We start from the raw sequence: 14,223 nt of genomic DNA on the forward strand, positions 1-14,223 counted from the left end.
TCGAGGCGCGCGATAGATTGTACCGCAGCCATGTAATGGATATCCCGAGGATAAAATTTTAAGAGCAACACCAAGATTGGAAGAAAAGGCAATTTTTCAAGGTGGCCAAAACAGGGAAGGTCCATGGAAGAGAAGGTCTATGATCTTGCCATAGTAGGCGGCGGCATCAACGGCTGCGGCATCGCCCGTGATGCTGCCGGCAGGGGCCTCTCGGTGCTGCTCTGTGAACAGGGAGACCTGGCCGGAGGCACCTCTTCGGCCTCGACCAAGCTGATCCACGGGGGACTGCGCTATCTGGAGTACTACGAGTTTAGGCTGGTCAGAGAGTCCCTCAGGGAGCGGGAGGTGCTGCTCAAGGCGGCTCCCCACATCATCTGGCCCCTGCGCTTTATCCTCCCCCATCACCGCGGCCTGCGACCGGCCTGGCTGATTCGGCTGGGACTCTTTATCTACGACCACCTGGGCGGACGCAAGCTCCTGCCCCCGACAAGCAGCCTCGATCTGGGCCGCGATGAGGCGGGTGCGGTCTTAAAAAAAGAGTATAGCAGGGGCTTTGAGTATTCCGACTGCTGGGTGATGGACAGTCGGCTGGTGATCCTCAATGCCATGGATGCCGCCCGGCTGGGTGCCGAGATCAAGGTCCGCAGCCGCTGCCTCTCAGCCGAGCGCAGCGATCGGCTCTGGACCCTTTGCCTCGAGGATCAGGAGAGCGGAGAAGAGAGCAGCCACCGGGCACGGATCCTGATCAACGCCACCGGCCCCTGGCTGGGGGAGTTCATGGACCATGTCAGCCATGAACAGACCAGGGAGTCCATCCGGATGGTCAAGGGCAGCCATATCATCATCAGGCGGCTCTTTGAGCACGGGCGGGCCTACCTCTTCCAGAACGAAGACGGCAGGATCATCTTTGCCATTCCCTATGAGGATGCGTTCACCCTGATTGGCACCACGGATGTTGATTTCTCCGGTGATCCCGGCAAGGTGAAGATCAGCCCGGAGGAGATCAGCTACCTCTGTGCCGCAGCCAGCGAGTACTTCCGCCGGGAGGTGAGTTCCGGGGATGTGGTCCACAGCTACTCCGGGATCCGGCCGCTCTTTGATGACGGCGTCTCGGATGCCAAGGCCGCAACCCGGGACTATATCCTCAGGCTGGACAGCGCCCACGGCAGCAAGCCCCCGCTGCTCTCCATCTATGGCGGCAAGATCACCACCTACCGCAAGCTGGCCGAGTCGGTCCTGGAGAAGCTGGCCGACTTCCTCCCGGCCACCAGGCCCTGGTCGGCAGGCGTCTGCCTGCCGGGGGGCGGATTCTCCCCCAGCGACTTTGAGGGGGAGGTGCTCAGGCTGAAGCAGGCTTTTCCCTTTCTTGGCGACAAGTTTGCCTACCGTCTTGTTCGGACTTATGGTAGACAGGCCTTTATCCTGCTCAAAGATATAAAAAAACGAGAGGATCTGGGCAGCTGCTTTGGCAGTGATCTCTATGCCTGCGAGGTCCGCTACCTGATGGCCCATGAGTGGGCCCGCAGTGCAGAGGATATCCTCTGGCGACGGACCAACCTGGGGCTGTTCCTCTCGACAGAGGAACAGCATAAACTCCAATCCTGGATAGAACAACAGCCGGCCAAAGAGTGGTGCGGGCTGATGGCCGGTCCGGATACAGCCGCCAGCGACGCTTCATCAACTATCCCAAGCTGACGGTCTATGAAAAGATTGCCCCGCCCCTGCCCACCTCCCTGGCCCGGAGCCCGAGCTCGGTCCAGAGCAAATTCTTCTTCGCCACCATGACCATAACCGTCTCTGCCCCAGGACTTGACTGGGGGTCGCGGCTGCGGCCGCTATCCAGACCATCATCAGCGGGGGCCCTGCTTTTCCATACGCATTGCGTAATTCTCTGGGTGTAAGCCACACCTGTACTTCTTCAGCTGAAATGGCCACCGGATATCAGCTGAAACCGTTTGAAACTAGGAGGTTGTACGATGATAAAAAAACTGGCAACAACCGCTGCCCTTGCCACCATGCTGGTCTTTCCGGCTCTGTCCCAGGCGGGAATGGAAGAGGCCAGGAGCTGGGTGGCCGATGAATTTCAGCCCTCAACCCTTTCCAAGGCTGACCAGCTCAAGGAGATGGAGTGGTTTATCAAGGCAGCCGAGCCTTTTAAGGGTATGGAGATAAAGGTGGTCTCCGGGTCCATCATCACCCATCAGTATGAGTCCAGGGTTCTTGCCAAGGCCTTTACCGAGATAACCGGGATCAAGGTCCGCCATGAGCTGATCGGCAAGGGCGATATCATTGAAACGCTCCAGGCCCAGATGCAGTCCGGCAACAGCAGCTATGATGCCTATATCTATGATTCCGACCTGATCGGAACCCTCTTCCGCTATCAGCAGGCCGTACCCCTGACCGACTGGATGAACGCTGAGGGGCAGAGCGTCACCAACCCCATGCTGGATCTGGATGACTTCATCGGCATCTCCTTTAGCACCGGTCCGGACGGCAAACTCTACCAGATCCCGGATCAGCAGTATGCCAACCTCTACTGGTTCCGCTATGACTGGTTCACGGATCCGGAGCTGAAGGCCAGGTTCCAGTCCGAGTACGGCTATGACCTGGGGGTACCGGTCAACTGGTCGGCCTATGAAGACATTGCCGAATTCTTTACCTCCAAGGTCAAGGAGATCGACGGTAAACCGGTCTATGGTCACATGGACTACGGAAAGAAGGATCCTTCCCTGGGATGGCGCTTCACCGATGGCTGGCTCTCCATGGCCGGCGCCGGTGACAAGGGGCTTCCCAACGGTGTGCCGGTGGCTGGGTGGGGTATCCGGGTGGAGGGCTGCAGTCCGGTGGGTTCCTCGGTGGCCCGCGGCGGGGCCACCAACAGCCCGGCTGCGGTCTATGCCCTGAGCACCTACATCGACTGGCTGCAGAAGTATGCACCGCCCGAGGCAGCCGCTATGACCTTCTCCGAGGCTGGCCCGGTTCCTGCCCAGGGCGCCGTTGCCCAACAGATCTTCTGGAACACCGCCTTTACCACGGACATGGCCAGGCCCGGCAGCCAGGTGGTGGATGAAGAGGGGAAGCCCAAGTGGCGGCTGGCCCCATCTCCCCACGGTCCCTATTGGCAGGAGGGGATGAAGCTGGGCTACCAGGACGCGGGCTCCTGGACCCTGCTGGATTCCACTCCAGTGGATCGTCGCAAGGCGGCCTGGCTCTATGCCCAGTTTGTGATTTCCAAGAGCGTCAGCCTGAAGAAGGCCCACGTCGGCCTGACCCCTATCCGGGAGTCTGATATCCGGGACAAGTCCTTTACCATGCGTGCCCCTAAACTGGGCGGCCTGGTTGAGTTCTACCGCAGCCCCGATCGGGTGCAGTGGACCCCAAGCGGTAGCAATGTTCCGGATTACCCCAAACTGGCCCAGCTCTGGCGGCAGAACGTGGCAGACGCGGTAAGCGGCGATAAGAGCGCCCAGGAGGCCATGGATTCCCTGGCCCGGCAGCAGGACAAGGTCCTGGCCGATCTGGAGGATGGTGCTGTCCAGGGTGAGTGTGGTTCCAAACTCAACCAGGAGCAGGATCCCTCCTACTGGTTCAGCCAGCCTGGTTCACCCAAGCCCAAGCTGGAGAATGAGAAGCCCCAGGGGATAACCGTTGATTACGATGAACTGGTGAAGAGCTGGACAGCAGCTGTCAAGCAGTAGCAGCCGGAACAACCCAGGCCTGAGCAAGGGGACAGCCGGACGGAAAAGTTGTCCGGCTGTCGTTATTGTGGGCAGGAATGCTTAGGGTTACCTGAGTTGCTGTCTTTCCCGGTGGGGAGAGGCGGAGGATCGTCTCTGTTGGGACAAGATCAGGGCCAGATACCTGAAGAGAGGGAGACATGCCTGTTTACATACTTGCCATAGACCAGGGGACCACCTCGAGTCGAGCCATCATCTTCAACGCTGAACTGGAGATCGTGACCGTGGCCCAGGAGGAGTTCACCCAGTTTTTTCCCCAATCCGGCTGGGTGGAACATGATCCAGCGGAGATCTGGTCCTCCACCCTGGCCACCTGCAGGCAGGCCCTGGAGCAGGCCGGGATCAGCGCGGCCGAGCTGACCGCCATAGGCATCACCAACCAGCGGGAGACCACCATCCTCTGGGATAGGCAAACCGGGGAGCCGATCCATCGGGCCATTGTCTGGCAGGACCGGCGAACCACCGACTTCTGTGCAGAGCTGGAGCGGCAGGGCCACGGCGAGATGATCACCGCCCGGACCGGCCTGCTGATCGATCCCTACTTCTCGGCCACCAAGATCAGCTGGCTGCTGGATCATGTGGCCGGCGCCAGGCAACGGGCCGAGGCCGGAGAGTTGGCCTTTGGCACGGTGGATTCCTTTCTGCTCTGGCAGCTCAGCGGCGGCCGGGTCCATGCCACCGATGCCACCAACGCGGCCCGTACCCTGATCTTCAACATCCACGATAACGGTTGGGATGAGGAACTGCTGGAGCTCTTGCAGATCCCGGCCTCCCTGCTGCCCGAGGTCAAGGACTGTGCCGCCGACTTCGGCACCACCAGCGCGGAACTGCTGGGGGCGGCGGTGCCGATTAGCGGCATTGCCGGTGACCAGCAGGCAGCCCTGGTGGGGCAGGCCTGTTTTCAGCCGGGAATGCTCAAGTCCACCTACGGGACCGGTTGTTTTGCCGTGCTCAACACCGGCAGCGAGCCGGTACGGTCCCGCAAGCGGTTGCTGACCACCATCGGCTACCGTTTAAAGGGCCAAACCAGCTACGCCCTGGAGGGCTCGATCTTTGTGGCCGGGGCAGCGGTGCAATGGATGCGGGACGCCCTGGGGCTGATCGACTCGGCAGCCGCCAGCGGTGAGTTGGCGGCCCAGGCCGATCCCGCTCAGGAGGTCTATCTGGTGCCGGCTTTTACCGGCATGGGGGCCCCGCACTGGGACGCAGAGGCCAGGGGGGCGCTCTACGGGATCACCCGGGGAACCGGGCCGGCGGAACTCTCCAGGGCAGCCCTGGAGTCGGTCTGCTACCAGACCAGGGACCTGCTGGAGGCCATGCGCAGTGACTGGCACCAGGACAACCCGCCGGTGCTGCGGGTGGATGGGGGGATGGTGGCCTCGGACTTTACCATGCAGGCCCTGGCCGATATTCTCGATGCCCCGGTGGATCGACCCCAGGTCCTGGAGACCACCGCCCTGGGAGCCGCCTACCTGGCCGGCCTCTACCAGGGGGTCTACCCGGAACCCGATGAGTTTGCCGGTCGCTGGAAGCTGGACCGGCAGTTCAGCCCGGAGATGGCTGCAGCGCTCAGGGAACGGAAGTATCAGGGCTGGCAGCAGGCGGTACGCAGGACCCTGAGCAGGTAAGAGAGCTTAACGTCAAGCCGCCTTCAGCGTCCCGGGCCGGGAACAGCTGAAAGGCTTCCATAAAAAAAGGTCTGCCCCTCCCGGCGAGGGGCAGACCTTTTTTCGCTTTTCAGCTGGAGAAAGAGCCTGGCTCAGACCATCCGTTCCTGGGACCAGTCGTTGTGTTCAAACTCGGCGTGATCCGGTTTCTCGGGCTTGTGCTCCTCAAAGCGCTGGCGCAGCCAGACCTGGATCTTGGAGATTTCGGCGGCAAACTCCTGGAGGGCCTTGCCCCGGTGGCTGACCTTGCTCTTTTCCTCCATGGAGGCCTCGGCAAAGGTCTTACCCAAATCCGGGAAAAAGAAGATCGGATCATAACCGAATCCTGCCTCGCCCCGTCGCTCTTCCAGGATCTCGCCGTCACAGCGCCCCTCCCAGGTCAGGGCCGGTCCCTGGGGAGTGGCCAGGGAGAGGACGCACATGAAGTAGGCCGAACGGTCTGCCTTGCCCTGCATCTCGGCCAGCAGTTTTTCGCAGTTATCCCAGTCCGTGGCATTCTCGCCGCTGTAGCGGGCCGAGTAGACCCCGGGCCGGCCGTCCAGGGCATTGACCACCAGCCCGGAGTCATCGGCCAGGCAGGGCAGGCCGAGCATCTTGGCATAGTGGAGGGCCTTCTTGTAGGCGTTGTCGTCAAAGGTCTCCCCGTCTTCCACGGCCTCTGGCATGGGACCGAAGTCCTTGATGGTCTTCACCGTGATGGGGCTCTCTTTGAGCAGGGCCTGTATCTCCTTGAGTTTGTTCTGGTTGCCGGTTGCCAATACAATGACGTTGTCCATGGTACACTCCTGATAACGGGCCTAAGCCCAATGATGATGGGAAAGAAAGGGGGCCAGGGGGCGGGGAGGGCCTGCCTCCCGGGGTCAACCATCCTCGCCCGTGAGCCTGGGATCCCGCCGGTATTTTTTGTCGTAACGCTCCTGCTCGCTGTAGATACAGCCGCAGTAGGGCTGGCGATACAACTCCATGGCAAGGGACTGGTCGATCCCCTCCTGCCAGCCCGGCCGGTAGTCCTCGTAGTGAAAGCGCAGCCCGTAGCGCTCGGCCAGCTGTTCTCCCTGGGTGCGGATCAACTGGTGCTGCTGGTAGCGGGAGTAGAGCAGGGTGGTGGTGAAGGCCTCCATCCCCAGCTCGGCCGCTCGCCGTGCGGTCTGCTCCAGACGCATCCGGTAACAGAGGGGACAGCGTTTGGACTCCTTGAAGACCACCTGGCGGAGGAAGTCGGTGAGTCCGTAGTTGGTATCGATCTCCAGCTCAAGGTCCACCATTTCCCCAAACTGGCGCAGGGCTGCGATCCGTTTTTTAAACTCCCGAAAGGGGTGGATGTTGGGGTTGAAAAAGTAGGCCGTGGGGTTATGGCCCTGTTGGCGGAGCCGCGCCACCGGATAGATGGCGCAGGGGCCGCAGCAGCTATGGAGAAGGAGCTTCATTACTTGACCTTGAACTGCTTGGGATTAATACCGTAGCCATGGATCTTGTAGTTGATGATCCGCAGGCTGGTGTCCAGGTGTTTGGCGGCCTTGGTCTGGTTGCCGTTGGTCCGTTTTAACGCTTCAATGATAAGTTCTCTTTCAAAATTTTCAACTGCAGTGGCCAGGGAAAGGGGTTTATCCGAGGAAATGGAATCGCTGCTCTGCAGGGAGGGTGGCAGGTGAATGGACTTGATGGAGCTCCCGTCACAGATCAGCACGGCCCGTTCCATGCAGTTCTGCAGTTCCCGGACATTGCCCGGCCAGTGGTACTGGTTGAGCAGGTCGATGGCCGGGGTGGAGATCCGCTGGATCTGTTTGTTGTTTTCCTGGGCATACTTTTCCAGGAAGTACTCGGCCAGGAGGATAACATCGGTTCTGCGCGCCCTGAGGGGCGGCAGGTAGATGGGAAAGACGTTGAGCCGGTAGTAGAGGTCTTCGCGGAAGTGGAGCTCCTTGACCGCTGTCTCCAGGTCCCGGTTGGTGGCAGCCACCAGCCGGATATCGGTTTCGATAATCTTGGAGGATCCCAACCGCTGGAAGGTGCGTTCCTGGATGACGTTGAGCAACTTGACCTGGACCGCAGGGCTGATCTCGCCGATCTCGTCTAAGAAGAGGGTCCCGCCCCGGGCCAGTTCGAAGCGACCCTGTTTGGCCTCGGTGGCCCCGGTGAAGGCGCCCTTTTCATGGCCGAACAGTTCGCTTTCCAGGAGGGTCTCGGGCAGGGCCGAACAGTTGACCACGATAAAGGGTCCCTTGGCCCGGTTGGAGTTGTGGTGCAGGGCCTTGGCCACCAGGGTCTTGCCGGTGCCGGACTCGCCCCGGAGCAGGACCGTGGCATTGGAGTCCGCCACCCGGTGGACCATCTCAAAGACCTCCTGCATCCTGGAGGAGTTGCCGATGATCTCCTCGATCTTGTTGCGGGCCGAGAGCTCTCGCTTGAGCCGTGAGTTCTCCAGACGGAGGGCCTCCTGCTCCTCGTTGACCAGCTGGATCCGCTCCACGGTCTGGGAGATCAGGCTGGAGGTGATGGTCAGAAAGCGGAGATCCTGCTCTGAGCGGGCACCAAAACCCTCCGGATAGACCCGGTCGATGGAGAGGGCGCCGATGGATTGGCTGCCGGTGATGATGGGCACACAGAGAAAGGAGCTGTTCTGTTTCTGCTCGTCGCCCCTGGTTCTGGTGCGATTGAGAAACAGGGGTTCGTTGCCGATCCGGGGGACGATGATCGGTTCACCGGTGGCTACCACCTTGCCGGTGATGCCCTCACCGAGTTTGTAGCGGCCCCGACGCCTGGCATGGGCGCTGATGTTGTGGGCGATCTCCACCTCCACCTCACCGGTGGTGGGGTTGATGATGGAGACCGTGCCGTTTTCCATGCCCTTCATCTCGGCCAGGGTCTCCATGACCTTGTTCAGACCGTCCTGGAGGTTGGAGGCAGAGGCCAGGGATTTGGTGATCTCGTAGAGGCAGCTCAGGTTTTTGAGTTCTTGCTCCTGCTGCAGTGAGGAACTATTTTCCTGTTTCATAAGGTAATGAGAGTGTTGACAGTGGCTCGTTGAAATGGTATCTAGTCCAGCTATCGGAGGGATGGCCGAGTGGTTTAAGGCGGCGGTCTTGAAAACCGTTGTACGAAAGTACCGTGGGTTCGAATCCTACTCCCTCCGCCATGTATCTGATTTTTCATCTTCGGAGAGATGACCGAGCTGGCCGATGGTGCTCGCCTGCTAAGCGAGTGTGGGGGTTATACTCCACCGAGGGTTCGAATCCCTCTCTCTCCGCCAGATAGCCTGAATGCCGATTGGTTCGCCAATCGGCATTTTTTTTGTTTTTTTTAAGCTGTTGTCCGGGGATCATCGCCTGTTGCTCAGCCGCACCCCTCTTTGGGGCACCACTCGTCTCTGGCAGGAGGTTCTGCTTCTTTTTTAAAAATCACCCTGCTTCAGCTCGATATCCAACCTGTGGTAGCATATATGACGATGATTGGCAATAAAAAGTTACTTTATTGTAATTTTTCGCGGAAAAGCTTTTCTCTTAATGTCCTTTTTAGCTATTTATTTTCATTTTTGTCACAAAGTTGTCTCGTTTTCCACAGGAGTGGGAATCAGTTCCTGCCAGCCCTGGAGGGCATAAAAGGGAAAGTGGGGAAGTTTCAAGATGGTGGAGGCCTGCTTGCTCCAGGCCCTGAGCTGATTTTTCAGGGGAAAGACCCGGTCACGGCTGGTGACCAGCTTGTGGCTGAAGATATCCGCTGCCGCTCCGAACCGTTGGTAATGGGCCTGGAAGGCCGCCAGCTCGGCCTGGACATTGTCCAGGGAGCGTTTGGGGGGATGCGCCAGGAAGCGTTGCCGCTCAGCCTCCTGGGTGAACATGGAATCCTGGAAGGCCGCCAGGGTCGAGGCTGAGAAGCTGTCCAGGATCTGCTGGTAGCTTGCCGGCGGGATCCCCAGGCTGGGGTGAATGGGCTCCAGGGTACCGCCGATGGCCGTGGAGGAGGTAAACCGTCCCTGCAGTTCCGGTGGCTGGAAGAGGTGGGCCGCCACCCAGACCCCCATGGACCAGGCCAGCAGGTGGATCTCCTGGTAGGCGGCGATCGCTTCCAGATCAAGGCCGGTCAACTGATTGTAGTCATAGACCAACAGGACATCGCACTCCTTGGCCGGGATCCCCTGAAAGGGGCCGGGGTCCATGCCCCAGCCGGCAAGAAAGAGCAGGCATCGGTTGGCCTGGTTGTGGTGCAGCCAGCAGCTCTCCATGGCCGCTTCAGGCCAGGGCCCGGGCAATCAGGCCGGGCAGGGGGGCCAGCTGCTCCCACTCCATGGAGCCGTTGACGCTCAGTCGCAGGCGGGAGGTTCCGGCGGGCACCGTGGGAGGACGGACGGCCTTGACCCAGAAACCGTGTCCACAGACCTGTTCGGCAACCCTGACCGCCAGCTCCGCATCTCCCACCATCACCGGGACGATGTTGCTGCTCCCGTGGGTGGTCAGCCCCTGGCTGCGGAGCTCTGTGCGTAACTGCTCAGCCAGGCCGGCTACCTTTGTCCTGGTGGCGCCCAGTTGAGGGATCCGTTCCAGGACAAAGCAGAGCCAGTGGACGCTGATCGGCGGCAGGCCGGTGGTGAAGATCTGGGAGCGGGCCGTGTTGAGCAGGTAGTCGGCCATCTCCTGCCTGCAGACCACAAAGGCCCCCTGGCCGCCGTAGGCCTTGCCAAAGGTACCGGTAAGGAGCTCGATCTCCTCCATGACCCCATACTCCTCGGCCAGGCCGCAGCCCCGGGCACCGCGGATGCCGACCCCATGGGCATCATCCACATAGAGGGTGGCCTGGTGGCGATTCTTGATATCCACCAGCCGGGCCAGATCGGCTTCGTCCCCGTCCATGCTGAAGATCGACTCGGTGACGATATAGACGTGACGGTAGCGGTCACGCTCCCTCTTCAGGATCCGTTCGATGGCTCCATAGTCCAGATGGGGATAGCGGCTGACCTTGCAGCGACTGAGGCGGAGGCCGTCGATCAGGCTGGCATGACAGAGCTTGTCGGCCAGGATCAGGTCCTGCTTCTCGGTCAGGGCCGGGAGGATGCCGATGTTGAGGTGATAGCCGGAGTTGAAGATCAGGGCTGCCTCGCGGTTGTAGAGTTGTTGCAGCTTCTGCTCCAGCAGCCCATAGGGGGTGGTGTTGCCGGTCATCAGTCGGGAGGCGGTGCTGCCCAGGCCATAGGATTCCAGCAGGGTATCCGGGTTCATCTGGTCCATAAACTCCTGGAGCAGGGCCCGGCTGGTGGCCAAGCCCAGGTAGTCGTTACCAGCCAGGTTGAGGTAGCTGGTTCCGTCGATCTCGACGCAGCCGTGGTCCAGGTGGCGGAGCGGCATGACCTGACGGAACTGGCCCTGTTCGGTGATCTTTTGCAGGCGGTCGCTCAGGTCGTGGTGCAGTTGCGGATTCATGGTCATCCCAGGTATTGGTTATACATTGCTTCGTTAAAGCCGATCAGCAGCCGATCACCCAGCTTCAGGGTCGGTGCCCTGAGGTTGCCGCTGCGACCCAGGGACTGTTTGAGGATGCTTTCCCGGTCATCGATCGCCGGGTCGAAGACGACACTCTTCCTGCCCCGGCCGACGATGATCTCCCGGGCGCTCTTCAGCAGGGTCCAGGCCTGCTCCTCCTGGATGGATTCCTTGCGGGCATCGCTGGTACGGGCGATGGTGATGCTCTCTTGGTCAAACACAGCCTGTGCTTTTTTGCAGGATGCTCAGCCTTTTCTCAGATAGGCCCAATCGATCTCCATGTTCAGCTCCTTAACGGTGTGGAAGGGGGCAGAGGGGATCAGCGGCAGCCGCAAGAGGCGCTGATCGCTGCCGATCCCCTGGTCTTGCTGTGAATAACTTTGAATTCTATAGAAAAAAAGCCAACTCTGCAAGCTCAACCCTGGCCTCTGCCATTTCCCGCCTGGCTGAGAGGGGTTTGCCAGGGTAAGAGCCGGACCCTGAAAAGAGTCAACTCCCCCTGATCATCTTCTCGGGCCGGACATAGCGGTCAAACTCCTCTGCGCTCAGCAGCTTGAGCGCCACGGCCGCCTCCTTGAGGGAGGTCTTGTCCCTGTGGGCCTTGTGGGCGATTTTGGCGGCCTGTTCATAGCCGATATGGGGATTGAGGGCCGTGACCAGCATCAGCGAATGGTGGAGGTGAGCGCTGATGGCGGCCTGGTCGGCTGCAAGCCCGCCGAGACAATGGCGTTCAAAGGAGTCGGTCCCATCGGCCAGGAGCCGGATGGACTGGAGCAGGTTATAGATGATCACCGGTTTGTAGACATTGAGCTGGAAGTTGCCCTGGCTGGCGGCAAAGGTGATGGTGGCATCGTTGCCAAAGACCTGGGCCGCGACCATGGTCAGGGCCTCGGCCTGGGTGGGGTTGACCTTGCCCGGCATGATCGAGCTGCCTGGTTCGTTGGCCGGGATGGTGAGTTCGCCCAGGCCGCAGCGGGGGCCGCTGGCAAGCCATCTGATGTCGTTGGCGATCTTCATCAGGTTGGCGGCAAGCCCCTTGAGGGCGCCGCTGGCAAAGACCAGCTGGTCGTGAGCGCTCAGGCCGTGGAAGCGGTTGGTCATGGCCGTGAAGGGCTTGTTGCAGTCCCGGCTCAGCTGGGCCGCCACCTCTTCACCAAAGCCCTGGGGGGCGTTGAGGCCGGTACCCACGGCAGTGCCGCCGATGGCCAGGGGATAGAGCTGCTCCAGGGCCGACTGCAGCTGGCTGGAGCTGCTGCTGATCATCGCTCTCCAGCCGCTGATCTCCTGCCCCAGGGTCAGCGGGGTGGCATCCTGGAGATGGGTTCGACCGATCTTGACCAGCTCGCGAAAGGACTCCTCTTTGTCTTGCAGGGTGGCCGAAAAGCGCTGGAGCGCAGGAAAAAGGCGCTCTTCCAGGGCAAAGACCGCGGCAATGTGCATGGCTGTGGGGAAGGTGTCGTTGGAGCTCTGGGAGCGGTTGACCTGGTCATTGGGGTGGAGCGGGCCTTTGCTCTCCCCCTGATCCTGGTCGCTGCCCGAGGTTCGGGCCAGGGCTGCGGCCCGGTTGGCGATGACCTCGTTGAGGTTCATGTTGGTTTGGGTGCCGCTGCCGGTCTGCCAGACCGGCAGGGGGAAGTGGTCGTCAAGCAGACCTGCCGTGATCTCGTCACAGACCCGGACAATCAGGGCAGCTGCCTGCTTGGAGAGCAGCCCCTGTCGCTGGTTGACCTGGGCACAGCTCTTCTTGAGGCGGGCATAGCTGTGGATCAGTTCCAGGGGAATGGTCTCCTGACCGATCCGGAAGTTATCCAGGCAGCGCTGGGTCTGCGCCCCCCAGAGTTTCTCCATGGGTACGGACACGGTCCCCATGGTGTCATGTTCCTGTCGATGGTCCATTGAGTTGCCTCGCCGGTGGAATGGGGTAAGATTGGGCTGAGAGGGCTGGCTGGTTTTGCTGGCTTTTCATCCAGGTGGAGGCTTGATCCACCCCAGGGTAGTTAATAAAAGCAGTAACTATCAAGAGCTCTGGGAGCAAGGCCGTGCCCCTCCTTTTCCGCCGTTAAACTGTCCCGGCCAGGCAGGGGCCAGGAAGAAGAGGACAACAGCAGGTGGTCGGCAGCCAAAAGCATGCTCCTGGTAAAAAACATTCGCCTCTGCTCAACATCGGGGGTATAGGAGATGAACGGTTTGCCGGGACAGTGCTGCCGGCGGCCTGGAGTGTGTTTGGCAGAGAGCCATGGCCTCGGGATGCAGGCTAGCGGCTGCTGGAGTGTGCTGCCGGCGCAAGCCCCCTGTTGAAGCGTAAGAGCGTGGAACCTGGCTGTCCGCTGCAGAGGGACAGCAACAAGATAAGGAAGAGGAGAGAGCAGATGAAGAGAACCGTTGTGTCCCTGGTGATGGCCCTTGCCCTGATCGGTCTGGCCGCCCAGGTGTCCCAGGCCAGGAGCTATAGCATCGGAGTGAATCAGTTTGTGGAACACCCCGCCCTTGACGCGGTCCTGGCCGGACTCCAGGACTACTTCAAGGACAAGCAGCTCGAGGTGAGCTTCAAGGTCCACAATGCCCAGGCCAACATGGGCACCGCCAGCCAGATTGGCCAACAGATGCTGGGCGAGCAGAGCGATCTTCTGGTGGCCATCGCCACGCCTTCGGCCCAGGCCTGTGCCCAGGCGCTGCATAAGGCCCCTCCAGGTCTTCGGCGGCCCTTTCTCTTCACCGCGGTGACCGATCCCCAGGCTGCAGGACTGGTCAAAAACCTGGACCACCCAGGGGGCTACATCACCGGGGTGTCCGACCTGCTGCCGGTAAAGGAGCACCTCAAGATGGTGCTGACCTTCAAGCCGGGGATCAGGCGCCTGGGATTTCTCTATAACGCCGGTGAGGCCAACTCCAAGGCCACCCTGCTCACCCTCAAAAAACTGAGCAGCGAGATGGGATTCAAGGTGGTCGGTGCCACCGCCTCAAAAACCGCCGATGTCTACCAGGCTGCCAAGAGTATGGTTGGTCGGGTGGATGCCATCTTTATCCCCACGGATAATACCATCATCTCTGCCCTGGAGTCGGTCCTCAAGGTGGGGATCCAGAACAGGCTGCCGGTCTTTACCGCGGATGTGGATTCCGTGGCCCGTGGTTCGGTTGCTGCCATGGGCTTTGATTACTACGACACGGCTACCAGACCGGCGCCATGGCCCACCGTATCCTTGAGGGGGAGGACCCGGGGACGATCCCGGTGGAGTTTCAAGAGGAACTCCAGCTCCACATAAACGCCTCATCCGCCCAAAAGATGGGGCTGGTTCCACCGCCGGAGCTGCTTGAACAGGCAGCTCAGGTCTACCGCTAAACGGT

Annotated in this window: 9 protein-coding genes, 2 tRNA genes and 2 pseudogenes; 6 read left to right on the top strand and 7 right to left on the bottom strand. The window is 60.6% G+C overall.

Going from position 1 to position 14,223, the window contains the following annotated elements:
* Window positions 1–123 precede the first annotated feature (123 nt).
* The 3 genes from glpD to glpK all read left to right on the top strand — a co-directional run bounded on the left by glpD (window position 124) and on the right by glpK (window position 5,365).
* The gene (gene glpD / locus G494_RS24515; protein ID WP_084457092.1) at window positions 124–1,695 is read left to right on the top strand and encodes a glycerol-3-phosphate dehydrogenase; all 1,572 of its coding nucleotides are present in this window, start codon (window positions 124–126) and stop codon (window positions 1,693–1,695) included.
* Between the two features lie 320 nt (window positions 1,696–2,015).
* Window positions 2,016–3,698: an ABC transporter substrate-binding protein gene (locus G494_RS0118955; protein ID WP_408608412.1), complete on the top strand. Its 1,683-nt coding sequence runs from the start codon at window positions 2,016–2,018 to the stop codon at window positions 3,696–3,698.
* Window positions 3,699–3,877: 179 nt separating this feature from the next.
* The gene (glpK, locus tag G494_RS0118960; protein ID WP_028585780.1) at window positions 3,878–5,365 is read left to right on the top strand and encodes a glycerol kinase GlpK; all 1,488 of its coding nucleotides are present in this window, start codon (window positions 3,878–3,880) and stop codon (window positions 5,363–5,365) included.
* Between the two features lie 131 nt (window positions 5,366–5,496).
* Here glpK and G494_RS0118965 read toward each other — a convergent pair whose 3' ends face one another.
* From G494_RS0118965 to G494_RS0118975, 3 genes are all read right to left on the bottom strand, one after another.
* Window positions 5,497–6,180, bottom strand: a complete 684-nt coding sequence (locus G494_RS0118965; protein ID WP_028585781.1) for an XTP/dITP diphosphatase — start codon at window positions 6,178–6,180, stop codon at window positions 5,497–5,499.
* Window positions 6,181–6,264: 84 nt separating this feature from the next.
* Entirely contained in the window at window positions 6,265–6,831 is a 567-nt protein-coding gene (locus G494_RS0118970) for an epoxyqueuosine reductase QueH (RefSeq protein WP_028585782.1), read from the bottom strand.
* Window positions 6,831–8,399, bottom strand: coding sequence for a sigma-54-dependent Fis family transcriptional regulator (locus G494_RS0118975; RefSeq protein ID WP_035247576.1), 1,569 nt, complete (start codon window positions 8,397–8,399; stop codon window positions 6,831–6,833). Before G494_RS0118975 ends, G494_RS0118970 begins: the two co-directional genes overlap by 1 nt.
* 55 nt (window positions 8,400–8,454) lie before the next feature.
* Between G494_RS0118975 and G494_RS0118980 the strand changes: the two genes are divergently transcribed.
* Together G494_RS0118980 and G494_RS0118985 are read left to right on the top strand one after the other, a co-directional pair.
* A tRNA-Ser gene (locus G494_RS0118980) sits at window positions 8,455–8,540 on the top strand.
* A gap of 21 nt (window positions 8,541–8,561) precedes the next feature.
* Window positions 8,562–8,654 (top strand) — tRNA-Ser (locus G494_RS0118985).
* 285 nt (window positions 8,655–8,939) lie between these two features.
* Here G494_RS0118985 and G494_RS24520 read toward each other — a convergent pair.
* From G494_RS24520 to fumC, 4 genes and pseudogenes are all read right to left on the bottom strand, one after another.
* Window positions 8,940–9,626 carry a pimeloyl-ACP methyl esterase BioG family protein gene (locus tag G494_RS24520; RefSeq protein ID WP_153305958.1) on the bottom strand — a complete coding sequence of 229 codons (687 nt, stop codon included), beginning with the start codon at window positions 9,624–9,626 and terminating at the stop codon, window positions 8,940–8,942.
* Between the two features lie 7 nt (window positions 9,627–9,633).
* Window positions 9,634–10,818, bottom strand: coding sequence for an aminotransferase class I/II-fold pyridoxal phosphate-dependent enzyme (locus G494_RS0118995; RefSeq protein WP_028585784.1), 1,185 nt, complete (start codon window positions 10,816–10,818; stop codon window positions 9,634–9,636).
* A gap of 2 nt (window positions 10,819–10,820) precedes the next feature.
* Window positions 10,821–11,108 (bottom strand): annotated as a pseudogene (locus G494_RS0119000) (ArsC family (seleno)protein); the annotation flags it as partial.
* 259 nt (window positions 11,109–11,367) lie between these two features.
* Window positions 11,368–12,774 carry a class II fumarate hydratase gene (gene fumC, locus G494_RS0119010; RefSeq protein WP_028585786.1) on the bottom strand — a complete coding sequence of 469 codons (1,407 nt, stop codon included), beginning with the start codon at window positions 12,772–12,774 and terminating at the stop codon, window positions 11,368–11,370.
* A 500-nt stretch (window positions 12,775–13,274) separates the two neighbouring features.
* Here fumC and G494_RS24525 point away from each other — a divergent pair.
* A pseudogene (locus tag G494_RS24525) lies at window positions 13,275–14,218 on the top strand (ABC transporter substrate-binding protein).
* Window positions 14,219–14,223 lie beyond the last annotated feature (5 nt).

The sequence above is a fragment of the Desulfogranum mediterraneum DSM 13871 genome, from assembly GCF_000429965.1.
Classification (GTDB): Bacteria; Desulfobacterota; Desulfobulbia; order Desulfobulbales; family Desulfobulbaceae; genus Desulfogranum; species Desulfogranum mediterraneum.

Bases quoted from the DNA above. Each gene is read 5' to 3' on its own strand.
- glpD (WP_084457092.1), top strand. From the start codon at position 124: ATGGAAGAGAAGGTCTATGATCTTGCCATAGTAGGCGGCGGCATCAAC.
- G494_RS0118955 (WP_408608412.1), top strand. From the start codon at position 2,016: ATGCTGGTCTTTCCGGCTCTGTCCCAGGCGGGAATGGAAGAGGCCAGG.
- glpK (WP_028585780.1), top strand. From the start codon at position 3,878: ATGCCTGTTTACATACTTGCCATAGACCAGGGGACCACCTCGAGTCGA.
- G494_RS0118965 (WP_028585781.1), bottom strand. From the start codon at position 6,180: ATGGACAACGTCATTGTATTGGCAACCGGCAACCAGAACAAACTCAAG.
- G494_RS0118970 (WP_028585782.1), bottom strand. From the start codon at position 6,831: ATGAAGCTCCTTCTCCATAGCTGCTGCGGCCCCTGCGCCATCTATCCG.
- G494_RS0118975 (WP_035247576.1), bottom strand. From the start codon at position 8,399: ATGAAACAGGAAAATAGTTCCTCACTGCAGCAGGAGCAAGAACTCAAA.
- G494_RS24520 (WP_153305958.1), bottom strand. From the start codon at position 9,626: ATGGAGAGCTGCTGGCTGCACCACAACCAGGCCAACCGATGCCTGCTC.
- G494_RS0118995 (WP_028585784.1), bottom strand. From the start codon at position 10,818: ATGAATCCGCAACTGCACCACGACCTGAGCGACCGCCTGCAAAAGATC.
- fumC (WP_028585786.1), bottom strand. From the start codon at position 12,774: ATGGACCATCGACAGGAACATGACACCATGGGGACCGTGTCCGTACCC.